Source organism: Nitrosomonas ureae, assembly GCF_900206265.1.
Classification (GTDB): domain Bacteria; phylum Pseudomonadota; class Gammaproteobacteria; order Burkholderiales; family Nitrosomonadaceae; genus Nitrosomonas; species Nitrosomonas ureae_C.
Genome location: NZ_LT907782.1, coordinates 2,154,182 through 2,179,458, shown reverse-complemented (window position 1 = coordinate 2,179,458; position 25,277 = coordinate 2,154,182). Strand labels below are relative to the sequence as shown.

Genomic DNA, 25,277 nt, shown 5'->3' with positions numbered 1-25,277 from the left:
AATACCATAAATGGATGTAATGCTAAAAAGATACTACAGTATTGAAGAAGCGGCAGAATTTCTAACTTCAGAACATGGACAGGAAATAACTCGAATGGATGTGATGGAGCTTGCGGCGCGTGGTGATATTCGTTTGTGTGCGTGGTTTAATGAAAGCCTTATATTATATAAAGAACCATTCCCTAAACTTGAGCGGGGTGATTACCATATTTGTACTAGCGGTTTCGCTTTCAAAGGTTATATCCAAATTCCTTTGGAACTGATTAATCTAAATAGTAAAAAAATCGATTTCTATCCAATGGTAATTATCGAAGCGATTACCCTGCTTAATAATCTTCTACCAATGAAAGCCACTCCCCCGGGTTTTTTTGCTCGTAGCAATTACGTGGAAGGCCCTGATGAATATATGCCCAGCATGCTTACGGCGGAGTGTGACAATGCCTTGATACCAGCACAAGATTTATTGGAACTTAGAGTAAAAAAATCCGACTTAGAAAAACCACTTTCTACCACTGAACGAAACTCATTGTTAACCATCATCGGTATTATGGCTAAAGATGGATATAGGAATGATCTAATCCAGCCTCATGCACTTGCAAAGGAAATTAAGAAGGCTGCTGACTTGCTTGGCATTAGAATAAGCGACGACACCATAGCTGGTAAACTCAAAGAAGCAAAAAATATACTAATTGAGAAAGCCGAATAAAATCAACATCAATTATCCGAATTCAGATTACTAAAAACCGAATTAGGACAATGCATTAAAACCATAACCTAAACTTCCTAAGTGTGCTGAGATTTCTTCAGCATTAATCAAACATGAAGGAAGTTTATTATGCAATCTCAATCAGCAATTTCAACAATTCTTAAGAATCACTCTACCGATCCACTATTAACCCCACCTGAAGCAGCCGCATATATTGGCGTAACTGAAAACACACTTAGTGTTTGGCGTTGTGTCGGGCGTTACAACATATCTTTTATAAAAGTTGGGCGATTAGTTAAGTATCGAAAAAGCGCACTGGATGCCTTTCTTGTCAGTCGCACTTATGGCGGGGAAATGTAGTATGTACTCAATAGAGCAACAATTTCGCCAAGCACTGCATGCTGCTGGATTTCATTATTCTGGTGAGATCATTGCGGATGGAAAGCTGCACAGATTCCATATCGAAGGACACAAACGTAGCTCCAAGAATGGGGCTTATATTCTCCATCTTAATGGATATCCCGCTGGTTGGTTTATGGATTATAAGACTGGATTTTCGAGAACCTGGAAATTTAACGGACGTTCCAATTCACGTATATCACGGTACATTCAGGCTGAGATAGAAAAAGCTAAATGGGAGAGAGCCGAAGAGCAACAAAAAAAAACACGAAGCCACTGCAAGCAAAGCTGTCTATCTATGGCGAAAATCTAAACTTATTAATCAGCAATCAAATCACCATTACTTAGTCACAAAAAGCATTCAACCACATGGAGCGCGGCTTTTTGGTGATGTCCTTATCCTTCCGATGAGAGATGAAAGCAAAAAAATTGTTAATCTGCAATTCATCGATCCGGAAGGTAATAAACGTTTCTTATCAGGTGGAAAAAAGAAAAACTGCTTTTTCCCCATCGGGCAACCTACACCAAGAATATTAATAGCGGAAGGTTTTGCAACTGGTGCCAGCCTTCATGAAGAAACTGGTCAATGCGTTATTGTAGCTTTTGACGCTGGTAATTTGTTGTCAGTTGCAAAAGTTATCAGAGCCATGTTTCCATCAAATGAAATCATCATTGCTGGTGATAATGACTTATCTGGTATTGGCCAGATCAAAGCAAAAAAAGCTGCACTCGCTATTGGTGCCAAGGCTTCAATACCACCAGTCACGGGCATGGACTGGAATGATTATCTTATAGGGAATAATCATAATGGTTAGTTTTGAGGACGGAATTGACCCAAATGATTGCAAAGTTTGTTTTGATCAATTTATTCTGAACGATGAGGTCGATAAAATGGAAGCCCAAATGCAGAAAGATCAGTTTATTTTGAATGGGATTGCCCTGCTTGGACAAATGACAGTTATTTATGCAAAGCCTAATGCTGGAAAAACACTACTGATTTTGCATTTACTAATTAATTCAACAAAATCTGGAGCAATTGATGGAAAGAAAGTTTATTACATAAATGCAGATGATCATTATAAGGGGTTAATTGAGAAAACCAGAATAGCTAATGAGGCAGGATTTATGATGCTAGCACCTGGGCACAAAGGTTTTAAGGCGACCATGCTTCAGGAAATATTGAAAGACATGACAATTAAGAATATTTGTCATGGAGTTGTTGTCGTGCTCGATACAGCGAAAAAATTTACAGACTTGATGAACAAAACGCTGAGTAGTGAATTTTTTGAAACTCTTCGCCAGTTCGTAAGCAAAAATGGAACTGTTATTCTTTTGGCACATGTTAATAAGAAACGAGATGAAGAAAAAAAAGTGATTTACGCGGGTACGGCTGATCTTGTTGATGATGCTGATTGCGCGTATACATTAGATGAAGTTGCCTTTGATGCGCTTACATCAATGAAAACCGTTCAATTTGAGAATTTCAAAGCGCGGGGAAATGTGGAATTGAAATTAATTTATCAGTATTGCGCCAATCCTGCTCGAACTACTTACGCGAATTTACTAGATTCAGTAAGAAGGTTAACAGATGAGGATTGTAAGAGAACTGAAGAAGAACAAGCCGCAAAAGATTTGTTGGCAGCCAATAGTGAAGCGATTGAAGCTATCAAAGAAATTCTGGGTCTAGGCATAAATACGTGGACAGAAATTGTGAGTGAAGCTGTTGCGATGGGTATTCCAAAAAGAAAAGTTATTAAAGCGTTAAAGGATCACACAGGGGAATCTTTTATTAAAAATCAGTTTTGGCATGTTATTCGAACTGGTGATAAAAACCGCAAAGAATATATACTTAATCAGCAGCCAACTCAAAATATGGAAATGTGGGGGGTGTGAAATATGTGTTTTTTGAAAGTATTAGAAGTTTTGTGATTATTGAAAGTATTGAGATCGCCAAAGAAAAATTGGATTTTTTGTGAGGGTAATATACTTTTAATGACAATACCATTGGAGCAAAACCCGCATCATTCCTTAAAAATTTCAATACTCTCAATAATCACAACAATTACATTAATTACAATAATCACATGATTTATACCCCTCCCCAAAATTTACAATGAACAAACATAAACGCGGTCACTGGGAGTCTAGCAATAAATTACAATTAACCCAAAAACAAGAAGCGTTCGCTCTTGGAATAGTGTGGGGTCTTAATTTATCGGATGCCTATAGAAGAGCTGGATATCGGGGCGGATGTAGTAAAACAATTAATGAAGCCGCATCGAGGCTATACAAGAATAGCAAGGTTATAGCAAGAATAGAGGAACTACGAAGACCGATAGTAGAGAGGACACAAATAACTTTAGAACGACATTTAGAAATTCTTGAAGAAATTAGGGATAAGGCCGTTGAAAAATCTAAATATGGTATTGCGATCAATGCTCACATTGCATTGGGTAGGGCGCTGGGTTTTTACTAATTCAAATGCAATAAATCAACATTCTCAACTTCCAAAATATACATTAAATGATCAAGCCAGAATGCCTAGAAACATGGCGTACGGCTCACAATGGTGATTTACTGATAGATTGTCTATAAAATCACGAAGAATAACAATAAGACGAAGGGATATGAGTGTTTGAACAGACTTTTAAAAATATAGACGACATACTCCACAAAGATGCAGGGTGTAGCAGTGAACTCGATTATGTAGAACAAACCTCATGGGTATTGTTCTTGAAATATCTGGATGATTTAGAAAAAGACAAAGCCACAGCAGCAGAACTCACTGGCAAGACCTACACCAGCATTATCTCTCCTGAATACCAATGGAATACATGGGCTGCGCCTAAAAATACAGAAGGCAAGCTGGATCATCACAAAGCATTAACGGGCGATGACCTCAAAGATTTTGTGGATCATAAACTTTTCCCCTATCTCAGAAAGTTTAGAACGGATGCGGAACATGCCAACACCATTGAATACAAAATAGGGGAGATTTTTACTGAACTGAAAAACCGCATACAAAGTGGCTACAACTTGCGAGAGGTCATTAACCGTATTGATGAACTGCGATTTAGAACCCATGCTGAAAAGCACGAAATGAGCCACCTCTATGAGGATAAGATCAAGAACATGGGCAACGCCGGGCGCAACGGCGGCGAATACTACACACCACGCCCCTTGATTAAAACCATCGTGAAAGTGGTTGCGCCTAAAATCGGCGATAAAATTTATGATGGCGCGGCAGGCAGTGCAGGCTTCTTGTGTGAAGCATTTGACTACCTCAGGAACAGCAAAACCCTCAGTTCCAGCGAAACCGAAATACTTCAGAAGAAAACCTTTTACGGCAAAGAAAAGAAATCGCTGGCGTATATTATTGGCATCATGAATATGATTCTGCACGGTGTGGAAGCTCCCAATATTGTGCATACCAACACCCTTGCTGAAAATCTTGCTGATATACAAGAAAAAGACCGTTACGATGTAGTGCTGGCCAATCCGCCTTTTGGTGGAAAGGAGCGAGCTGAAGTACAGCAAAACTTCCCGATCAAGACAGGCGAGACCGCTTCATTATTTTTACAGCATTTCATCAAAATACTGAAAGCAGGCGGCAAGGCCGGTGTGATCATTAAAAATACTTTTCTGAGCAATACCGATAATGCCAGTATCAGTTTGCGTAAACTCTTATTGGAAAACTGCAACCTGCATACGGTATTGGATTTACCGGGTGGAACGTTTACCGGTGCAGGCGTAAAAACAGTAGTGTTATTTTTTGAAAAAGGAGCACCTACCCAGAAAGTTTGGTTTTACCAGTTGAACCTGGATAGAAATCTGGGCAAAACCAATTCACTGAACGAAAAAGATTTGGCGGAGTTTGTAGCACTGCAAAAAACCTTTGCCAATAGTGAAAACTCATGGGCAGTCAATGTAAAAGATATTGATCAGACCACCTTTGATCTGAGTGCAAAAAATCCCAACAAAAAGATTGAAACTGCTTTGCGCCAACCTCATGATATTGTGGATGAGATTGCCGCTCTTGATGTAGAAAGTGCCACTGTCTTGCAAAAAATTCGGGCGTTGCTATGACTTGGCGGAAGGTATTTCTTGGTGACTTATTTAAAGTTGGCTCAAGTAAGCGGGTACTAAAATCACAATGGACAAATGAAGGAATTCCTTTTTATCGAGGCCGTGAGATAACACGGTTAGCTACTGACGGTTTTGTAGATAACGAATTGTTTATTACTGAAGATCATTACGCAGAGCTTGCAGAGAAATATGGGGTTCCGAATGCTGGAGATATCGTAATTACTGCGATAGGAACAATTGGTAACTCACATGTGGTGAGGGAGTATGACAAGTTTTACTTCAAGGATGCCAGCGTTCTTTGGCTGAAAAGAGCTTCTAATGTGAGCAGTGAATTCATTAATATTTGGCTTAAATCACCTCTGTTTATTGATCAGCTTGATAGAGGAAATGGCGCAACAGTTGACACACTGACAATCCAAAAACTTCAAAGCGTGCAGCTCAATCTTCCGCCTCTTCCCGAGCAACAACGCATCGTAGCCATCTTAGATGAAGCCTTTTCCGCCATAGCCAAGGCAAAAGCCAATGCCGAACAGAACCTCAAAAACACCCAAGAGCTTTTTGAGAGTTATTTGCAATCTATCTTTGAAAATAAAGGGGTGGGTTGGAAAGAGGAGAAATTAAGAGAGGTTATTGAATATGATAAATCACAAAAAGTACATAATGGGTTGCCGTATGTTGGGTTAGAACATATTGAATCGAACTCGGGCAGGTTTCTTGGTAACCTGGAACCACAAGCAGTCAAAAGCTCTACTTTTTATTTTTCCAACAAACACGTTTTGTATGGTCGTTTGAGACCTTATTTAAACAAAGTACTAATTCCAAATTTTGAAGGGCATTGCTCTACTGAAATATTTCCAATAAAAGTCAGCGATAAGATTTTAAGAGAATTTTTATTTTATTGGCTCATTACAAGGAATACTGTAAAAAATATTGATGCTACTTGGACAGGCGCAAGAATGCCAAGAGCTAATATGAATCAGGTCTTAACTTTTGATTTTGCTTTTCCATCAAAAGTAGAACAGCAAAACATTATAGAAAAACTCGATATCCTTTCATCCGAAACCAAAAAACTAGAAACCATTTATCAACAAAAAATAAATGATTTGGAGGAACTGAAGAAATCCATTCTGCAAAAAGCATTTGGCGGTGAACTAAAAACAGATAAAGATATAGCCGCATGAACGAAGCAGAAACCAGAGCGGAACTCATCGATCCCAAGCTAAAAGCATGTGGCTGGAGTGTTGTCGAGGGTTCCAAAATACTGCGTGAATATCCCATTACAGCAGGCAAGATTCAAACAGGTGGTGTAAGAGCCAAGAAACTCACTGCTGATTATGTACTGGTTTATAAAGGCATCAAACTGGCGGTCATAGAAGCCAAAAGCGATGAATTGGAAGTGGGCGAAGGCGTGGCGCAAGCCAAACAGTATGCCGCAAAACTGAATTTAGAAACTACCTATTCCACCAACGGCAGAGCCATTTACAGCATCTGCATGAAAACCGGCGCGGAAGGTTTAGTTGCCGATTACCTCACTCCCGAAGAGCTATGGAACAAAACCTTTGCTGAGCAAAATGAGTGGAGGGATAAATTTGCTGCCATTCCGTTTGAAGATAAAAGCGGCACTTGGCAACTGCGCTATTATCAAGAGATTGCCATCAAGAATGCACTGGAAGCGATAGCCAACCATCAGCAACGCATTTTATTAACGCTTGCTACAGGAACAGGCAAAACGGCGATTGCGTTTCAAATTGCCTGGAAGCTGTTTCAAACCCGCTGGAACTTAAAGCGTGATGGCAGCCGCAGGCCGAGAATATTGTTTTTAGCCGACCGCAATATTTTGGCTAACCAAGCCTATAACGCTTTTTCATCATTTCCCGATGATGCATTGGTCAGAATAAGGCCGAATGAAATTAGAAGAAATGGCAATGTGCCTACCAATGGCAGCATTTTCTTTACCATCTTTCAAACCTTCATGAGCGGCACCGATAAGGACGGCAAACCAGCCCCGTACTTTGGCGCATACCCTGAAGATTATTTCGATTTCATCATCATCGATGAGTGTCACCGGGGCGGAGCCAATGACGAAAGCAATTGGCGAGGTATTCTGGAATACTTTTCCCCGGCTGTTCAATTGGGTTTAACCGCAACACCGAAGAAAGAACAGAATATCAACACCTATAAATATTTTGGTGAGCCGGTTTATATCTATTCGCTGAAAGAAGGCATCAACGATGGTTTCCTAACACCCTTTAAAGTAAAGCGCATTAAAACAACGCTGGATGATTATATCTACACCAGCGATGACCAAATCATTGAAGGCGAAATAGAGGAAGGCAGACTTTATACTGAAGATGATTTCAACAGAATCATTGAGATAAAAGAGCGGGAAGCCAAACGTGTCAAAATATTCATGGGCGAAGCCAATCAGAACGAGAAAGCCATCATCTTTTGCGCCACGCAAGAACATGCTGCGGCAGTTCGTGACTTAATCAATCAATACAAGCAAAGCAATAATCCGAATTACTGTGTGCGTGTGACTGCCAATGATGGCGAAATAGGCGAACAGTTTTTAAGAGAATTCCAAGACAACGAAAAAACCATCCCGACCATACTGACTACCTCACAAAAATTATCCACGGGAGTCGATGCCAGAAACATACGCAACATTGTCTTAATGCGGCCAATTAATTCAATGATAGAGTTTAAGCAGATCGTGGGCAGAGGCACACGGCTGTTTGATGGCAAAGAGTTTTTTACTATTTACGATTTTGTAGATGCTTATCACCACTTTTCCGATCCTGAATGGGATGGAGAACCACTAGAAGAAGAAACTTGCATTAAATGCGGGCAAAATCCATGTGAATGCAAATATGAACCTCCCAAGCCCTGTAAAGTTTGTGGTAAGAGACCAAGTGAATGTGAAAAAGAACCATCGAAGCCCTGTCCAAAATGCGAACAAATTTCTTGTGTTTGCAATAAGAGAGTAAAAGTTAAACTGAAGGATGGTAAGGAGCGAGAAATACAACACATGATTTCTACTTCTTTTTGGAGTAGCGATGGTAAACCCATTTCAGCCGAAGAATTTTTGAATAACCTGTTTGGAGAATTGCCCAATCTATTCAAAAGTGAAGAGGAATTACGCACCATTTGGAGCAATCCGACTACTCGCAAAGCATTATTGGAAAAATTGAATGATGCCGGATTTGGTAAGGAAGAACTGTCAACACTGCAAAAACTCATTGATGCAGAAAAAAGCGACCTGTTTGATGTATTGGAATACGTGTTTAACAGTGACATAAAACCCATGACAAGGGAAGAACGTGTTGCAGCAGCAGAAGCCACTATTTTTGCGTTACTCAATAGCAAGCAACAAGAGTTTATAGAATTTGTATTGAGCAAGTATGTTGAAACGGGCGTGGAAGAACTTGATCAGGAAAAATTACCTACTCTGCTGATAAACAAATATCAGTCGCTGGAAGATGCCAAAGATATTTTGGGAGATACTGCCAATATCAGCTCGTTGTTTATAGAGTTTCAGAAGTATTTGTATCAACAGAAAGCAGCATGATTCTAAGGGGGGTTATCATTCCGCACGGGGGCATTTGCATACATCAATCAAATTACCGCATACCCCATGAATCTGTAATGCTTCCCTCTGTAAGATTACTATCTATCCCTGTAATCTTCCTGCAGGGCGCTTCTCTCAATTTTTCCGGTCTTATTTGGCAAGTTAGCTTTGCTGCAACCGTTCAACACTTTTACTATCCGCAGTAAAGGATATGTTTATGTCAACAAGCCCTATTCGTATCATAATCATCGATACAAATTGCTTTCTCAAGTTATACCAATCATCAGTGCGTCCATTGATGGGACAAGATATTGGAGGTTATAGGTTATTGACCTTAGAAAAATTGGTTGCGGAGTTTAAAAATAATAAGAATTTAGTCTCAAATTATCCATCAATTGCCTCCGGCCCTAAGCATGATGAATTGACGAACTCTGCAATAAAACTTAGTGGAATCAATAAAAAAAGGATTAAAAATGTACTAAAAGAATTAGCACCATACGCCAAATCTTTTCTCGAATTGTATTGCAAAAAACAGAACACAGAAATAATCCGCAGACTATCAACTCCAGATTTAGAATTGCTGGCTACAACAATTATTGTTAAAGGAATCATGGCCACAGATGAATGGCCGCTCCGGCTTGTTGCTACAGATCTAATGGAAGATCCGGAAGAGTATAAAATTGGACTTCTTAACAGCCTAGAATTGCTTCATTTGATTCAAGAAAACGGAAAAATATCCCCGGAAGATAGACGAAAAACAGTTCGGTCTTGGGTACTTTATCGAGAGAAAATGTTAAGAGACTGGCGAGAGAATTATAAACGATTATTTGGGGAGTCAGCTGATTCACTAGATGATGTGTGAAGCTTAAGCAATGCATGTGATAGCTCTACTGCTTGCCCGATATCGATATTCAGCGCTGACGCAATAAAAGCAGGTGATCGACCACCTTCATTGATTTGCCACTGGGCTAGGGCACGAAATATCGGCGTTTTAAATTCGTCTTCTGACTTCAACACGTATTCTTCAGCAGATAGCTTTTTCGAATCAAATAGAACTTCCACAACTGTAGGCACAAATTTACGATCAGAATTCCAAGATGCCCAAAAACTAGGACTTTCAATTTCCGTCTGCTTTTCTCCAATACACTCAGCTACCCGGTCAGCCTGTCGTATTACAGTAACAATGGATACGCCATAATTTCCGGCATACCAGTTTGCTCGCTCTTTTGGTGACTTATCCGATTTAATAGCACCTAGGGCATCTACTGCAACTTCATATGGAAAGAGCAATTCCTGAGCAAAACGCTCTGCAAACTCTTCTCCCTCATCTCCTTGAAGAGCATGCAGAGTGTAGCAATGACCCAGCTCATGAGCTAGCCAATAATTAAAATCATCATCATGAGCATTGAGACTGAATATCACCCAGGAAATTTTGGATTCTGGGAGATACACGCTCAATGCGTTTTCATGTCCAGCCTTCTCTATGCCCCACAATACTGGAACGAGGAGCGAACCAAAATCGTGATGCAAGTTTAATAACTGTTCTCTACTTAAAGGAGCTTTCTGAGATAATCCAACTTGAGTCCGAACTTGCTGTGCTGCCTCACGGATATAATGATCATCAAGAGAAGGAGCTTCTAAAATCGGTGGAGCAAAAAGTGCTTCTCGACGTACAAAAGGGACTAATTCTTGCAAGTGATGAGCCAAATCTAAAGCAGCATCTTGAGCCTCTCCAGTTACTGGACGATTTTTTTTAGTGCGGTAAGCTACGATAGGTTCCGATGGAGAAGTTTCGTTTGCTAGTAATTCATCAATCTTTATAGAAAGAGCCTCGGAAAGTGCTTTAAGCTTATTGGGACGGGGAATTGATTCGCCAGACAGCCAGTTAGAAACAGCTTCTTTGCTAACATTGCATATTAAAGCAAGTTGTGTTTGAGATAAGCCTCCTGTTCTCATCGCGGTTTTGATCAGTGTTGTATTAAGCATAGCCGAAATATTGTACAATAGCGTCAAGTTTTGTCAAGTTATATCCCCTCTAGGTTAACGACCATCAGTTTTAAGAGTAAAGAATTATTTTATTAATTTTTTTAGCTGTCTTTTTTGACATTTTAGAAAAATGAAAATACGCAAGAAAAAACTGGATATTGGGGTCAATAAAGCCTGCCTTAATATTATGGTAAGGTTAGGTGTTTCCACAGATGATTAGTTTAGAAGGTAATTCAAATTCCAATAAAATTCTAGCGAACTAATTTTCAAAAGTGGTTTACACCTATTCTCATTAATTAGGTGAATTAAAGATATCTTGATTAATAATCAATTAGCACAGTTAAAAAATTGGCTGTTGCTGCACTGCCACCCTTCAATGTCTACAGGTTTAAAGACAAAGTACCAACTTGACCCTTTTATTTACCGCGAACACGAAAAAAAGATGAAAATTGTGTGCGCGTATTTGCACTAAGAAAGGAACTTGTAAAAGTTTCGAGTGACATGAACAATTGTGTGCTGAATTTTGTGACCAATACGCGCGCGCGAGATAAAATTAAAACAAAATATGCCTCTATACCATTTTCAGTTTCACTTGAGTATGAGTCAGACACGCATTGAGAAGTCTGGATGATAATTGAGCTTCCCATGCTCTTCGGTTAAAACGGTAACAAAATTCGTTCAGATACTCTTGCAAGTATTTTGACGTTACGCCGTGGTATGTTCCAAGCAAGAATGCTTTAAGGTTACCAATGGCAACATGTACCCAGGGTAACCATTCTCCAGCTTTATGGGGTGGCGTCACTCGGGCGTCATGGTTCTGGGTTTTTCCGATCTCAGCCAGCGAGGGCAACGCATCACTGCGCACCCCTTGATCAGGTAAAAGATGCCGTTTCACAAATTGCGATACCGCTTCCCGGTTAATGCCTGAAACTTGCTGCATGGCAATAAACCCGGCACGCTTGCCTCGATTCTCAACTGCCACCAGTATCGGCGTTTTTCTTTCGGCGCCCCGTCCACGCTTTCCCCCAGTTTGTCGTCCTCCTATCAACGCATCATCAATTTCGATCAGTTCTTCTAACCGATAGATGCTATCCCGGTGTCCCATGGCGATTCGAATCTTGCGCAACATCCGGCTGGCCGTAATCCACGATACATTGATCTGCTTCGATAATCGTAACGCAGAAATACCACCTTTATCTGAAGATAACAGGTAAATTGCCCAAAACCACTTAACCAACGGCAGATTGGTTGAATGAAACAACGTTCCTGCTGTTAGCGATGTTTGCTTGTGGCAGCAACTGCATTCCCAATTGTGACGGGTTGTTATCGCATAACCATGATCATACCCACAGTGTGGACAACGAAATCCTTCTGGCCAACGTTGCTGAAATAATGCTTGAGCGCAGGCTTCCTCCGTCCCGTAATGCTTTTGCCAGTCCAACAAATTCAGTTCCTTGCCTTTCATCACTTACTCTCTTATCCTGTTGATCTTGCAGCTTAGGGCAAATTAAGCTGAAAATGGTTCATAGGCATAAAACAAAATTACCACGTCAAATACTAAGCTTAGTTAATCGCAAATCACATGCGGCTGGCAGAGTTGCCTATGCTGAACGGGAGAAAATGTGACTAATAGCTGAATTAGAGCGTTTAATGAGTGAGAGTAAGGGGTTGCAAGAGCTGAAGAAACATTTAGTTAATAAAAGTATTAATTAGTAATATATTTTCTGAAGCCCATTCTAAAGAATGGGTCATTGCAAAAACAATAACACAAAAATTAGGGAGTCAAAATGAACAAATTAAAATTATCGATTTTAGGAGCATGTGCGGCATTGGTGGCGGGGTCGGCTAATGCCGAAAATACATTTTATGATTTAGGTTCCACTAAAGTTCTTGCTATTAACGATTTAAATAAAGCCGTAGGTTATGAACTAGCTGAAGTGGGCGCTAAATTATGGAAAACTGCAATAGTGGTGGATGTAGAACAGGGAACTAAAAATTTTCTAATTGCGCCGATGACTAATCGCAATTCTATCGCTCAAGACATAAATAACAACGGGGATATAGTAATAAGTGTGATTGATACCAGCAAATTGTTATTGTTTCATGGAATCTTTTTAAATAACAATACGGCTATTCCGCTTCAAAATTTACCTAATGGTAATGCACATGATTTTGAATTAAATAATAATGGAAGTGTTATAGGCAGATCAGCTTCAAATGGCGTGTTATGGAATAGTCCGGATAATCCTCAATTGATTACGAGCGTGATATTTGGTCATTCTGATTTAACCAATTTTGTTAATGGCTTTAATGACTATAACCAGATGGTTGGTCAGATTGGCTTCGGTGGAAGCGGCCCAACTCGAGCAGTTTACTACACAGATGACATGAAGCCTGTGGATATAGGGCATGGCTTTAGTTGGGCGAATAAATCAATGGCAATCGATATAAATAATAATGGGCAAATACTTGCAACCGGCTTAGGACCCGAGGGCGGAAGAAGGTCATTCATTTGGGAGGATGGCAAGGTTAGTACGTTAAAGAGCGATGGCGACCAGGCAGCGGCGTATGCAATTAATGATCATGGCATTGCTGTAGGGTTACAATATTTAAAACCCGATACAGACTCCCCTTATTATAATGACTTCCAAGGTGAGGCAGTTATGTGGGATGGTCATAACCAATACAAACTAAATGATTATCTTGATCATGATAGCAAGGATGCAGGATGGGTTTTAGTAACAGCCACAGATATCAATAATAACGGATGGGTAATTGGGGAAGCTTACAACACCATTACCAAAGAATTTCATTCGTACGTACTCTCCACCGACGAAATGCTATCCCCCATACCCGAGCCATCGACATATCTAATGCTGCTGGCTGGGCTGGGGTTGCTGGGATGGAGAAGATTAAGTTCAATGGTCGAGACGCACTTAAAAAAACAAGAGCAAGAGCAAGTGCCTATGATATTGGAATAAAATAAGACTAAATCTACACGCACCATCAAGCCCCGCACACAGGGGCTTTTTCTTGCCCTGCGTTAAGTTTATTTGCGCTTATTGCGATTTATCCCCTGTGACGGTTTTTATCGCTTGTTGTTATTTGAAACGTGGCACCACTATAGCACCAAAAAGAAAAAACACTCTTGATGTTATCGCAAGCGCTTGATTTTTTGGTGGTTCTGGCTGGACTCGAACCAGCGACCAAGGGATTATGAGACACAGCCTTATAGTTCTCTGTATATATTAAACAACAACTTACAGCGCTTGCCACGTATAAAATCATTGTCACACAACCCAATATTGTGCAATTTACAGGCTGGTATGACACAAATTTGACACAACCAATATCACACTTTTTTTGATCCTGTCATCGTAGAAAAATCGTATTTTTATGTCGCCAGTCGATTCTTAAGTCTTTGTATAAGATCCATCCGCTCATGTAAAACTGCCAAAATAATTGGCCTTTCTCTGTCTTTTGGTTGCCAATAAAATATAAAATGATGTTCACAATGTGTAAACAATAAATCTGATCTGTTTTTGAGAAATACTCTAGGTGCGATATTGCCTTGAGCAATTTCTTGGAAACGCTTTAACAACAAGGCTTCGTAATGTTTCGCCTGTTCAATTCCCCACGTATCAACTGTATAACGAGCGATTGCTCTCAAATCTTCTTCGGCAAGAGCAGTAAGTTTGTAATTGGGCATTACTTGGTATTTTCGCTATATACTTCTTGAAAAATTTCTTCTACAGATTTCTTGCTTATTTTTCCAGCTCTTGCTGATTTTATACGTCCATCCAAAAACGTTTCCAGTTCATTTAAAGCCATGTCTTCATCAGAAGATGTAGGCAGAATTTGAGCAAGCACATATTCCTTAATTGATTTTCCTTGTAATGCAGCAACAGCCTTAATCTTTTGATGCTGCTCAGGTGTTAAATCGATAGACAAGCGACTCATGTCATTTAATCCTTTATCATTGAACAGAATGGAATATATTACATGATGAACAAATACACAAATGTTCAAGAACGTCACATACTAATTTGTTCAAGTCATTGATTATTACCCTAACATAATAGAAATTTATTATTCCTTGGAGTTCTGTTAATAACTGTACGCAAAAAAATTATAAAATTTCCGATAAAGTATTGTGGGATGATACTGGTAATCGTCGAATATAATTAATTAAATAATTGTATATTTAGCAAATGCAGAATTGTTTCCAGCTTAAATCTGGCTGATTCAAATTTGCTTATGTAGTTATGCTATTCTCAATAGAATAGCCGCAAGTTACATAAGAGAGAGCCGTAATGATAGCCAGAACAAATAATTACTATGGATGCACAACTCTTCACTTTGTTTCGACTTGGTTGCCGGTGAACGTCATCGTTAGATTTCAATAAAGCAATGCCAAACGATACAGCAAAACAGTTGCGCGAAATACTCCAGAATGTAAGGAAACGCATTCCAAAGGAAGAATTTTGTGGCTTGGGTGTTATCATTTATTCAAACATCAAAGACTTACCTATATTGCCACTTTGTCCTAATCAAGCAATCGATAAAGGAAAAGAGTTAGTTGAGCAGTTAGCTCTGGCAAGTTTTTATTCCAATCCTTGTCACGATGGATTTCACTTGATTTCAGATCGATTAGAACTAACCCATAAAAATCAATATTTTGCACCCCAAATACCTGCCAAAAAAGATGCTTTTGATTTTGGTCTAATGAATCGTGGTGCTAGGTATATGTCGGCTCAAATTGGTTCATTAATTCCGTCAGTTTGTTGTATTGGAATCTTCAGCAATCGGGATGGATTAGTGGTTTTCCAAGACGGGAAAGAAATTCTTTGATAACACTTATTCCTTTACAGAAAGTTATTGCGGCCTTTGCAATAGTTTATGCAATTCTAATTTCTGTCGTTTCTACTATTCTTCAGTTCACTGGAATTAACTCGCTTTTTATCGCGATTAAGGGAGCTTTTATTCTTGAGCTCTTCATTTTGGTATTCTTCATGTTTGGTTGGCGAAGGTTATGGTTATCATTTCCTGCTTTGAACAGGTGGGTATACCCAGATCTCAATGGAAAGTGGAAAGTTAGCATCCACTGGAAGCGCGGAAATGAAAATGGAACCAAGATGGCTAACGCCCATATCAAGCAAGATTTTTTTCGCTTTAGTATGCAGTTAGTCTCTGATGAGTCAGAGTCAGAAACGCTCATGGTCAAGCCCCAAAGAGACCCCGAGTCAGCACGGCCAATTCTTTATTACATATACCGAAATGAGTCGGCACAAGGAGTTGAATTTCCGCAGCCGCCACATAAAGGAGCTGCAATTCTTAAGTTAGATATTAATGACCACAACTTGCTGAAAGGTAATTATTTTACGGATCGGGCCACAAGTGGTCATTTCGAGCTGCAGAGAGAAAAAGTCTAACAATTTGCTCTAAAGGGCGCTCAACTTCGCTGTGCGCCCCTGAGCTTAGGCATTAGAAACTCAAAAAAACATGAGGAGTCAACGAACGTGCCAAGATTCAGTGAAGATACCCTGTCAAATTGGACTAAGCCACCAAGTGACACGGAAGAAACCAAGCTATCGAATGCCGAGCGCATGGTTAGAGAAGCTATCAATGAAGATCCAATTCTTTCCAGCAAGACCACTGAAGTATTCGGCCAAGGATCTTATGCAAATGACACGAATGTCCGATTGAATAGCGATATTGATATAAACGTGAGATACACAGGAGGCTTCTATTTTGACCTGCCGGAAGGTATATCCAGAGATGATTTCGGCCTCAACAGCCCAAGCGAATATTCACTCTGCGAGTTCAAAAACGATGTTTATGCGGCGCTTGTTAGGAAATTTGGTGGCAATTCAGTAAAAAGAAAAAATAAGTGTATAACGGTTTTAGGTAATTCGTATCGCGTTGAAACCGATGTTGTCCCGACATGGAACTACCGACGATATGACAAGAGCGGTACTTATGTTCTAGGAGCCAAATTGAGAATTGACTCTGGCGAATATGTTGTCAATTATCCACAACAACACATCGAAAATGGGAAAATAAAGAATGCTAACACAAACCGAAGGTTCAAAAGATTAACAAGAATCTATAGAAAGCTTCGCTACAAAATGCTTGATGATAGGTTCCCTGTTAGCGATTCGATAACTTCATTTCTACTAGAGTGTTTAGTATGGAATATGCCAAATAGCATCCTTAATGATAACGATACCTGGCAAGAGCGATTGAAAGAATCGATCATACACCTTTACCAACATACCAAAGATGAAAATAAGTGCGATGAGTGGGGAGAGGTGTCTGAGTTGTTGTACTTGTTCCGTGGAAATAGAAAATGGACCAAAAGTGATATTAATAAATTCTCAGAAGATGCATGGAGTTATCTGGGATATTGAAATGATAAACCACAATATCCGCGTGTTCGCATTTGTAATACTTGGTTTAGCATTTGGCACATACATTGCGATATTTGTGCTAACTCAAGACCTAAGCAGCATAGATTTTACTAAGGCTATTTCTCATATATCGACGACAATATCAATAAATATCATATTCTGGCTATTGTTCATCAAATGGCTTTGGAAGCTTAAATTGTTCTACCCATGGCTGGTTCAAGTGCCCAACTTGTCTGGAAAATGGGAGGGAACTATAAAGTCGAACTGGAGAGATGGTGCGCAAGATCCAATTCCAATGAAAATAACCATTGAACAGACTTTTTTGAACATACAGGTAAAAATTAAAACCAAGGAAAGCAGTAGTTTTAGTCTAATCGCATCATTCAATATTGATAAGGATAGAGGCCAACAGCAACTATTTTACTCTTATCTGAATACTCCAAAACCGGGTGTAAGAGAGAGAAGCGAAATTCACTACGGCTCCGTTTTGCTGTCGTTCGAGGGGTTTGATGTAGATGAAATGGATGGCGAGTATTGGACATCCCGAGAAACAACTGGAGAAATGCATTTGAAAAGAGCTAAAGATTCATAATCAATGCATGCAGTTGGACAGATAAAACGCGCTCCTTTCTCGCTTTTTTTCTGCCAATGATGGCGGACACATTATGTGATTTTGGTCTCAGAATCGGCCAGTATTACTTAATTTTGTGGCGTCAGCACTAAGAATCTAACGGTGAGTCTACCCGTTAGAAATTTGAGAAGCTTGGCAGTCAATTTTTTTAGTAAAATTACTTATCTGCATCTTATATTCAATTTGCTGTCTACAACAATTAATATTTTATCATTGATACATAACTTATTAATTTTATGGTGCCGACACCAAGAATCGAACTCGGGACCTTCTGATTGCAAATTTGACTTGCATCAGGTTGGATTTTCTAAAGCAAATTTTTCATTTGCCTTTTATACCTGTTTTACTGTCTACATAGTGTCTACATGAATAAGGTATTTTTTATAGAATTTATTGCAACTAATTGATTTATTGGTGCTGTTGAGAGGAGTCGAACCTCCGACCTACTGATTACGAATCATTTTACATGTTTGCAATTTTATTGTTGAAGTGTTTTTCTAAGAAAATCTGCACTAAATAATCTAGCTTCATTGAAAAGAAACCGCCTCCCGGGTGCGCCGGCCGACCCGGCGCAAGGCCATGCCCGGTTTGATGGGCATGCTGGCCGAACCCGCTTTGCTAGCGTATTTCAACTGACTATCCCATACTGCTAAACAATTAAAACTTTTGCACTGGTAGTAGCTCATGCAAGAACACTACATAACGGACTACAACTCTTGAAAGTTGCTGCATAAAATTACCACTTCTTTATATTGCCATATTGGATCGCTGTCAATTGTGAAAAAAAGGATTATGATATTCCCTTATTGGCTTGTGATCTCTACAAAAGGAAACAGCATGTTTGAAATACCACAGAAATCAAAAGAAGAAAAACTAGCAAAACTCTCTGTTGAACAAATTGATCAACTAAAAATAATAAATGATGAAACTATTGCCAATTTTAAAGGTGATCTCACTCAATTGGAATCGGCATTAGGTATGTTGCACATTGGCCATCATTTAGGCTGGAAGGTGCTTTATATCATTCATAGCAAACGCACAATCCGTAACTATGAAACTATATTAGGTATCAAGATACGCGATATTTTCCCAGAAACCGGCCCTAGTAGTTATCGTTCAAATGGATATAGAGCGGCAGAAGCATTTTCTAATTTTTGGAAAGTGGTTGGAGGTGAATTTAAAATTGAGAATAGGAAACAGGTAGATTAACTAAGGCAACTTGACATTGCCTTTTTTGATAGTATTATACGAAGGAAATTCCATGTCTCCTTCGTATGAAAACTATACCTGAAAATCTTAATCATCAAAAGAACCCCGCATTTGAAACGGAATATTATTTCTTATGTGACTCAAGTTCAACAAAGCGCAGCTTGCCAGACGCACGCGCAGCGGAGGGCAGGCAAGCGCGCGTCAATGCCCCCCGTACGGTAATACGGGGGGAAAGTCCCACCGGAGAAAAAAATAAATCACAGGCGGCCTTAACTGACTGGCTGAATGTTTCCTTCTCTTTTCATTCTGAAAATAGTAATCCATTAGAATTTTTTAAATCCTTTAGTGAAGCAACTAAGGGCATTTTTGGAGGAATGACCGACCAGCAACGGGGGCTTCATGGATGGACACATTCCTTTAAGTTTGATCACGGTTGCACCCTGTTTGCTTATGGAGGCCAGAACAAAACCGCATTCTTATCCCTACCCGGTGAAGGTTGTGCATTAATTTCTGATTGGAAATCATTTACTTCATTCCTGAGGGATCAGCTTCAAGCACGCATTACTCGCTGGGATGGAGCGGTGGATGATTTCAACGGCATTCATTCTGTTGATACAGCCATTGAATTTTATAAGCAAGGCCACTTTAAATATGGCGGCAGAGAACCGAAACTAACACAACATGGAAACTGGATTAAACCCGATGGTTCAGGCCGTAGTGTATACATCGGTAATCGTAAAAATGGCAAACTCATCAGAATTTATGAGAAGGGCAAACAACTAGGCGATTCTTCCAGCCCTTGGGTACGCTGGGAAGTTGAACTTCATGCAAAAGATCGCGTTATTCCTTGGGAAGTTTTATTGCATCCTGGTGAATACGTTGCAGGTGCTTACCCTTGCTTATCATGGGTATCTGATCGTGTCTTTCGTATCAATACAATCAAAGAACAAGACCGAATTAGCTATGAGCGTTTGAAGCAGGTTGCATCAACTGCTTATGGTGCACTTCTCAATATCATGCTGCAACGCGAAGAGAGCGCTGAACGTATTGTAGAACAACTAAAACGGCATGCCATTCCCCGGCGCCTTGCCGCTACAGATCATTACTTACGCACAAAGGGAAAGTCCGATGAGATTTGAAACGGATGATCTTGATTGGGCAATGGGAGAGCTTGCCAACTTATTTGCTGATGCCAATCGACTCGGTATTCTTCCGCATCAAATTAATCCCAGTTTATTTTATGAAGCTTGGACAGTGTTGTGTTTTCAACCGATTGAAGTTTCAACTCGGTGCCGACAAACATTAATTTCTATGCTTGCTTTCCCTTTATGGCAAGTATCCAGAGAAGGCTATATTAAAAGAAATTTTGATTCTAACAATCCCAACAAACCCATGCGTTATGAAAACACTTTCACTCACTGAAGCCGCCAATTTTCTCAAAATGCATGCCGAAGAAGTGCGGCGGCGTGCAAAATCAGGACATTTGCCAGGTGCAAAGCTTGGTAAGCGATGGGTATTTATTCTTGATGATCTTGTTGAACACATCAGATCACAGTATTCTATTCCTCGGCAAGCGTTGCGAGTGGTTTCAGAAAAGGAGGTAAGCATATGCCACTCTACAAGCGCGGTAATACGTGGTGGATCGCGTTCACCACACCAGCAGGGGAGCGTGTTAGATGCTCTGCTGGCACAGCCGACAAAACCCAAGCGCAAGAATACCATGACAAGCTAAAAGCCGAATCGTGGCGCATTCAGCGATTGGGAGAAAAGCCGGAGTACACATGGGATGAAGCAGCATGTAAATTTCTACTCGAAACACAGCATAAAGCTACCCATGAGCGCGATAAAGAAAAACTTCGATGGTTACAGCAATTCTTACGTAATAAACCATTGAAAGAAATTGATCGGGAATTAATTGATCATATTGCACACGTAAAGGCAAAGGATACAAGCCCATCAACCGCAAATCGTCATTTAGCACTGATACGGGCAATTCTTCGGAAAGCATGCCATGATTGGGAATGGATAGACAAAATTCCAAAAATCAGGCTTTTTCCAGAACCTAAACGCCGTATTCGATGGTTAACTCCCGAGCAAGTAAAAAGATTACTTGAAGAATTGCCACAACATCAACAGGACATGATGATATTTGCTTTATCGACAGGCCTGAGACAATCAAACGTTATTAATCTGGAATGGAATCAGGTTGATCTTGAACGGAAGGCTGCATGGATTCATCCCGATCAAGCCAAAGCAAGAAAAGCAATTCATGTTCCGCTTAATTCTGTTGCAATAACAGTGTTACTTCGGCAAGTCGGCAAGCATCATAGCAGGGTTTTCACATTCCGCGGAAACCCTATTGCATGGGCTAATACTCGTGCATGGAAACTAGCCTTAAAACGAGCAGAAATAGAAAACTTTAGATGGCATGATCTGCGGCACACTTGGGCAAGCTGGTTAGCTCAACAAGGCACACCCATGAATGTACTGCAGGAACTCGGTGGTTGGGAATCGGAAGAGATGGTAAGGCGGTATGCACACCTATCAAAACCGCAACTTATGCAGCATGCCGAGCTAGTTTCTAATGTCCTTAGTGACACAATTTTATCACACCAGAAAGAAAAAAGAGGTTAGAAACCAACCTAACCTCTTGATTTTTGGTGGGTCTGGCTGGACTCGAACCAGCGACCAAGGGATTATGAGTCCTATTTCTATCAGTATAAATAACTCATGGAAATATCTTAATTGCGGCAGTTAAAGCAGGTGGTATCTATTATTACTTTACACTGATTCTTACTTGAAGTAACTTGAGGGATTCTAACGAAACCCTCTGACACTTTTGATATAGTAGATATTATGCAGGCTCTCAAAATGCAAAGAATTTAATCGCCATTAATGCAGGAAACTTAAGAATTATTATTTTGAAGTAGCAATATGGTAGCAATGCATATTTATCCTTATGGGATTTATTACAGTAACACTATGAATATATTGGCACCCTGAACACGAATCGAACGTGCGACCTACCCCTTAGGAGGGGGTTGCTCTATCCACTGAGCTACCAGGGCGAACTTGGCATTTTACGCTAATCTCACAACATGAATAGACCGTGTAAATAATTTGTTTCAATAGCGCATATGCGACTATCTGCAAAGAATTTCTGACCGAATCAAATAAATCTGAATATTTTGTTAGAAGAAGCATGCGTAGTTACAGACCATCTCTCATAAACCTATTCGGTGCATTCTTCCCCTATTAAGCTGCTTGTTGCACTTGAAGAATCATTTCATTACAATAGTGCAACATTGTTGCATTTTATCGATATGCCGAATAAATTTTACCATACTGCTGAAAACCTGATCCTGCGTCACAGTGGACGTGCGACAGCGGGTCGTATTGGAATACTCGCCACATTGTTGGCTGAAGAGAAAGCCATTACGCATCGCGAAATCGAGCAGCGTCTTCCGCAATCATTGCAATTGGATCGGGTGACTTTATACCGTACGCTGGAGTGGCTTGTTGAAAATGGACTCATCCACAAAATAACCAGCGACGATCGAATATGGCGTTATCATGCGAATCCCGAGCCGCATTCACATCAACATGCTCACTTTAAATGTACCGGTTGCGCACAAGTGATTTGCCTGGATAGTTTACCGATTGAACGAAGCTGGCCTTTGCCAACCGGCTACCGTTTCCAGGAAATCGAAATGACGGTCAAAGGCCTTTGCGCCAATTGCTGTTAATGATGATACGCAAAAGCTTATTTCTAATTCTTACACTTGCAGTATTATGCGTGCCGGTATTTCTGATAACGCATGCTTTCACGCACTACGCACAAGCCGATTTACTCGATGTCATTGACAATGAGAATGACACCGATATCGATCTTGATGAAATCTGTCCGGATTGCCTCGCGCTTACCGCACTCAATCTCTATTTGATTGCCGCAGGGTTGTTTCTATGCATTTCAGTTACTCATCACCGCTTGTTGTTATGGGCAATAAAGCGGTACTCTGATAATAAAATACTCTCCTACTGTACGCGCGCACCCCCTCTCAGTTTTTCTGCTTCTTAAACAAATAATCCTGTTCTGATCCAATCATCCAGCAGTCTACGGACTGTTTTGATGGGGATTAATTACTGTGAATTGATCAGCATCCTTGTTGCAACTCAGTTGCATCTTATGTCTCATTCAATCAGGAAAGTGGTATGGGCTATGCCGATCACAGAAAACCAGATCATGGTAGCTAGTTATGCAAACAATGTTATTTAAACAAGCGGCAATCACACTCATTGTATTCTCGCTGGATACATCAAGCATTTACGCACAAAATGCACCCAAGAATATCCAATTGCCAGGGGTCAAGATAACTGCGCCGACTACAAGCTCGGCGGAATCAACCGGATTCAAGGCTGACATGATTATTCACCGGGATCGTTTGCGCCAGAAACGTGAAGCCAATCTGGGAGATACGCTTGCGCACGAGCTTGGAGTCACTTCCAGCAGCTTTGGTCCGGGCAGCGGCCGCCCGATTATTCGCGGGCAGGACGGCGAACGTGTTCGTGTAATGGAAAATAGCATGGGTACGGGAGATGTTTCTGTCATCAGTCCGGATCATGCCGTTGCGACGGAAACCTTAAATGCCACCCGCATTGAAATATTACGGGGGCCATCAACATTACTCTATGGCAGCGGTGTATCCGGCGGTGTCGTAAATGTGCTTAATGATCGCATTCCGGACCGTTTATTTAAAACACCACAAGCCAATTTTGAAGGACGTTTCAATTCCGCTCTGGAAGAACGCAGCGGAGTGCTTACAGCATCGGGTAGCAAGGGTCAGGTCTCGTGGAACATTGAAGGCATGAAAAGAAAAACCAATGATATCCATATTCCCGGCCGAGCCAATCCAAACGATCCGGAAAGCGAAATTGGGTTGGTCAGAAACAGCGCCATTGATTCCAGCAATTTATCAGCAGGTAGCGCTTATATTGGCGAACGAGGGTTTGTGGGTATGTCGATTTCAAGATTAGAAAATTTCTACGGTATTCCTGGTCCGGAAGGTGCAAAAATTGATATGGGCCAAACGCGTTACGGCCTGGCTGGTGATCTGGATAACCCGCTCAAAGGGTTCCTGCAATTAAGAACGCGTTTTACCTATAATGATTATCAGCATAAAGAACTCGAACAAAGCGGCGAAATTGGCAGTCGTTTCAAGAATGACGAGCTGGAAGGCCGCGCCGAATTAACGCATGTTCCGGTCGCGCAATGGCAGGGCATCATGGGCGTGCAACTGCAACACCGCAATTTTACTGCAAAAGGGGAAGAGGCCTTCGTGCCAACCAGCCTATCGCAATCTGCCGGCATTTTCATGGTTGAGAAACGCAACTGGCAACAATGGCAATTTGAAATCGGTGGACGATTTGAGCACTCGAACCATAATCCGCGCGTAGCGATGCTACAGACACGAAATTTTAATTTATATAGCGTATCCGCGGGTGCCGCGTGGAAATTTATCGAAGGCTATCAACTCGATCTTATCGCCACACGCGGACAACGCGCACCGAATACCGTAGCCCTGTTTGCTGATGGTGTGCATATCGCGACCAACACGTTTGAACAAGGCAATTCCACCTTAAACAAAGAAACATCCAATAACTTCGATGTTGCTTTACAAAAAACCACCGGCAGAATTACCGGAAGAGTGAATTTGTTCTACAACCATATCAACGATTATATTTTTCAGCAAAGCCGTGATAGCAATAATGATGGGGTTGCTGATCGAGTTGATGACGAAGGCATAGTAGAAATCAATGGCCCATTTTTAGTTCAGGACTTTTCTCAAACCCGGGCAAGATTTTATGGCTTGGAAGCTGAAGCCAACATCGCGCTGCTTCCAGATACCGTCAATTTGCGTCTATTTACGGATACCGTCTATGGCAAACTAAAAGACAATGGTAATATTCCGCGCATCACGCCACAACGATTCGGTTTTGATCTGAACTTTACCCAAAATAAGTGGCAAGCCAATTTCAATCTGACCCGCGTCGTTCAACAAGATCGAGTCGCTGTACTGGAAACCGAAACACCCGGTTATACCCTGATGAATACCGAAATCGGTTATCACATGAAATTGACGCAATCCGTCAATTACATGCTGTTCTTGCAAGGCAGAAATCTTTTGGATAGCGATATCCGCATGCATACTTCTTTCCTGAAAGACGCAGCCCCCATGGCCGGACGAGCGATTATCGGAGGGATTAGGGGCGTTTTCTAACAGT

At 40.7% G+C, this 25,277-nt stretch carries 27 protein-coding genes and 1 tRNA gene; 23 read left to right on the top strand and 5 right to left on the bottom strand.

All coding sequences use genetic code 11. The features are described 5' to 3' along the window. Nucleotides 1-10: 10 nt before the first annotated feature. The 10 genes from CPG39_RS10125 to CPG39_RS10080 all read left to right on the top strand — a co-directional run bounded on the left by CPG39_RS10125 (nt 11) and on the right by CPG39_RS10080 (nt 9,621). Entirely contained in the window at nt 11-706 is a 696-nt protein-coding gene (locus CPG39_RS10125) for a hypothetical protein (protein ID WP_096293245.1), read from the top strand. A 129-nt stretch (nt 707-835) separates the two neighbouring features. Then, entirely contained in the window at nt 836-1,066 is a 231-nt protein-coding gene (locus tag CPG39_RS10120) for a helix-turn-helix domain-containing protein (RefSeq protein WP_096293243.1), read from the top strand. A gap of 1 nt (nt 1,067) precedes the next feature. Next, the gene (locus CPG39_RS10115; protein WP_096293242.1) at nt 1,068-1,418 is read left to right on the top strand and encodes a hypothetical protein; all 351 of its coding nucleotides are present in this window, start codon (nt 1,068-1,070) and stop codon (nt 1,416-1,418) included. A gap of 94 nt (nt 1,419-1,512) precedes the next feature. Further along, nucleotides 1,513-1,920 carry a toprim domain-containing protein gene (locus tag CPG39_RS10110; protein ID WP_096293240.1) on the top strand — a complete coding sequence of 136 codons (408 nt, stop codon included), beginning with the start codon at nt 1,513-1,515 and terminating at the stop codon, nt 1,918-1,920. Then, a complete protein-coding gene (locus tag CPG39_RS10105; RefSeq protein ID WP_096293238.1) occupies nt 1,913-2,998 on the top strand; it encodes an AAA family ATPase in 1,086 nt (361 codons plus the stop codon). Before CPG39_RS10110 ends, CPG39_RS10105 begins: the two co-directional genes overlap by 8 nt. 220 nt (nt 2,999-3,218) lie before the next feature. Beyond that, a complete protein-coding gene (locus tag CPG39_RS10100) occupies nt 3,219-3,581 on the top strand; it encodes a terminase small subunit (protein WP_096293237.1) in 363 nt (120 codons plus the stop codon). Nucleotides 3,582-3,736: 155 nt separating this feature from the next. Next, nucleotides 3,737-5,191, top strand: coding sequence for an N-6 DNA methylase (locus CPG39_RS10095; RefSeq protein ID WP_096293235.1), 1,455 nt, complete (start codon nt 3,737-3,739; stop codon nt 5,189-5,191). Continuing rightward, nucleotides 5,188-6,372 (top strand): restriction endonuclease subunit S, encoded by a 1,185-nt coding sequence (locus CPG39_RS10090; protein WP_096293234.1) that lies wholly within the window; start codon nt 5,188-5,190, stop codon nt 6,370-6,372. The genes CPG39_RS10095 and CPG39_RS10090 overlap by 4 nt, the downstream gene beginning before the upstream one ends. Further along, nucleotides 6,369-8,759 carry an EcoAI/FtnUII family type I restriction enzme subunit R gene (gene hsdR / locus CPG39_RS10085; protein ID WP_096293233.1) on the top strand — a complete coding sequence of 797 codons (2,391 nt, stop codon included), beginning with the start codon at nt 6,369-6,371 and terminating at the stop codon, nt 8,757-8,759. The genes CPG39_RS10090 and hsdR overlap by 4 nt, the downstream gene beginning before the upstream one ends. Before the next feature lie 217 nt (nt 8,760-8,976). Further along, entirely contained in the window at nt 8,977-9,621 is a 645-nt protein-coding gene (locus CPG39_RS10080) for a hypothetical protein (protein WP_145956233.1), read from the top strand. On the opposite strand, the gene CPG39_RS10075 is transcribed toward CPG39_RS10080, so the two are convergent. Together CPG39_RS10075 and CPG39_RS10070 are read right to left on the bottom strand one after the other, a co-directional pair. Further along, nucleotides 9,573-10,715, bottom strand: coding sequence for a helix-turn-helix domain-containing protein (locus CPG39_RS10075; RefSeq protein ID WP_231990279.1), 1,143 nt, complete (start codon nt 10,713-10,715; stop codon nt 9,573-9,575). The two genes, CPG39_RS10080 and CPG39_RS10075, sit on opposite strands and share 49 nt — an antisense overlap. A 601-nt stretch (nt 10,716-11,316) precedes the next feature. Further along, nucleotides 11,317-12,210 carry an IS1595-like element ISNtsp5 family transposase gene (locus CPG39_RS10070; protein WP_096293229.1) on the bottom strand — a complete coding sequence of 298 codons (894 nt, stop codon included), beginning with the start codon at nt 12,208-12,210 and terminating at the stop codon, nt 11,317-11,319. Nucleotides 12,211-12,532: 322 nt separating this feature from the next. On the opposite strand from CPG39_RS10070, the gene CPG39_RS10065 reads away from it, so the two are divergent. Continuing rightward, complete coding sequence (locus CPG39_RS10065) at nt 12,533-13,726, top strand: PEP-CTERM sorting domain-containing protein (RefSeq protein ID WP_096293227.1); 1,194 nt, start codon at nt 12,533-12,535, stop codon at nt 13,724-13,726. Nucleotides 13,727-14,139: 413 nt separating this feature from the next. Here the strand turns inward: CPG39_RS10065 and CPG39_RS10060 are convergent, their stop codons facing one another. Both CPG39_RS10060 and CPG39_RS10055 read right to left on the bottom strand, forming a co-directional pair. Then, the gene (locus tag CPG39_RS10060) at nt 14,140-14,454 is read right to left on the bottom strand and encodes a type II toxin-antitoxin system RelE/ParE family toxin (protein WP_096293225.1); all 315 of its coding nucleotides are present in this window, start codon (nt 14,452-14,454) and stop codon (nt 14,140-14,142) included. After that, on the bottom strand, nt 14,454-14,705 hold the full coding sequence (locus CPG39_RS10055; RefSeq protein WP_096293223.1) for a DUF1778 domain-containing protein: 252 nt from the start codon (nt 14,703-14,705) through the stop codon (nt 14,454-14,456). Before CPG39_RS10055 ends, CPG39_RS10060 begins: the two co-directional genes overlap by 1 nt. Nucleotides 14,706-15,155: 450 nt before the next feature. Between CPG39_RS10055 and CPG39_RS10050 the strand changes: the two genes are divergently transcribed. The 9 genes from CPG39_RS10050 (at nt 15,156) to CPG39_RS10010 (ending at nt 21,629) form a co-directional block, all read left to right on the top strand. Continuing rightward, nucleotides 15,156-15,596, top strand: a complete 441-nt coding sequence (locus CPG39_RS10050; protein ID WP_096293222.1) for a hypothetical protein — start codon at nt 15,156-15,158, stop codon at nt 15,594-15,596. Next, the gene (locus tag CPG39_RS10045) at nt 15,593-16,177 is read left to right on the top strand and encodes a hypothetical protein (protein WP_096293220.1); all 585 of its coding nucleotides are present in this window, start codon (nt 15,593-15,595) and stop codon (nt 16,175-16,177) included. The genes CPG39_RS10050 and CPG39_RS10045 overlap by 4 nt, the downstream gene beginning before the upstream one ends. 87 nt (nt 16,178-16,264) lie before the next feature. Next, nucleotides 16,265-17,155 carry a nucleotidyltransferase gene (locus CPG39_RS10040; protein WP_096293218.1) on the top strand — a complete coding sequence of 297 codons (891 nt, stop codon included), beginning with the start codon at nt 16,265-16,267 and terminating at the stop codon, nt 17,153-17,155. A gap of 1 nt (nt 17,156) precedes the next feature. Next, on the top strand, nt 17,157-17,747 hold the full coding sequence (locus CPG39_RS10035; protein ID WP_096293217.1) for a hypothetical protein: 591 nt from the start codon (nt 17,157-17,159) through the stop codon (nt 17,745-17,747). Between the two features lie 876 nt (nt 17,748-18,623). Next, the gene (locus tag CPG39_RS10030) at nt 18,624-18,995 is read left to right on the top strand and encodes a hypothetical protein (protein WP_197702872.1); all 372 of its coding nucleotides are present in this window, start codon (nt 18,624-18,626) and stop codon (nt 18,993-18,995) included. A gap of 65 nt (nt 18,996-19,060) precedes the next feature. After that, nucleotides 19,061-20,134, top strand: coding sequence for a replication initiation factor domain-containing protein (locus CPG39_RS10025; RefSeq protein ID WP_096293216.1), 1,074 nt, complete (start codon nt 19,061-19,063; stop codon nt 20,132-20,134). Further along, nucleotides 20,124-20,417 carry a hypothetical protein gene (locus CPG39_RS10020; protein ID WP_096293214.1) on the top strand — a complete coding sequence of 98 codons (294 nt, stop codon included), beginning with the start codon at nt 20,124-20,126 and terminating at the stop codon, nt 20,415-20,417. The genes CPG39_RS10025 and CPG39_RS10020 overlap by 11 nt, the downstream gene beginning before the upstream one ends. Continuing rightward, entirely contained in the window at nt 20,395-20,727 is a 333-nt protein-coding gene (locus CPG39_RS14765; RefSeq protein WP_096293212.1) for a helix-turn-helix domain-containing protein, read from the top strand. Before CPG39_RS10020 ends, CPG39_RS14765 begins: the two co-directional genes overlap by 23 nt. Further along, nucleotides 20,637-21,629: a tyrosine-type recombinase/integrase gene (locus CPG39_RS10010; RefSeq protein WP_269457655.1), complete on the top strand. Its 993-nt coding sequence runs from the start codon at nt 20,637-20,639 to the stop codon at nt 21,627-21,629. The genes CPG39_RS14765 and CPG39_RS10010 overlap by 91 nt, the downstream gene beginning before the upstream one ends. A gap of 358 nt (nt 21,630-21,987) precedes the next feature. Here the strand turns inward: CPG39_RS10010 and CPG39_RS10005 are convergent. Then, a tRNA-Arg gene (locus tag CPG39_RS10005) sits at nt 21,988-22,063 on the bottom strand. 255 nt (nt 22,064-22,318) lie between these two features. Here CPG39_RS10005 and CPG39_RS10000 point away from each other — a divergent pair. The 3 genes from CPG39_RS10000 to CPG39_RS09990 all read left to right on the top strand — a co-directional run bounded on the left by CPG39_RS10000 (nt 22,319) and on the right by CPG39_RS09990 (nt 25,273). Next, nucleotides 22,319-22,741 carry a Fur family transcriptional regulator gene (locus CPG39_RS10000; protein ID WP_096294310.1) on the top strand — a complete coding sequence of 141 codons (423 nt, stop codon included), beginning with the start codon at nt 22,319-22,321 and terminating at the stop codon, nt 22,739-22,741. Between the two features lie 50 nt (nt 22,742-22,791). Continuing rightward, a complete protein-coding gene (locus CPG39_RS09995; protein WP_231990278.1) occupies nt 22,792-23,073 on the top strand; it encodes a hypothetical protein in 282 nt (93 codons plus the stop codon). A 178-nt stretch (nt 23,074-23,251) separates the two neighbouring features. Continuing rightward, a complete protein-coding gene (locus CPG39_RS09990; protein ID WP_231990277.1) occupies nt 23,252-25,273 on the top strand; it encodes a TonB-dependent receptor in 2,022 nt (673 codons plus the stop codon). Nucleotides 25,274-25,277 lie beyond the last annotated feature (4 nt).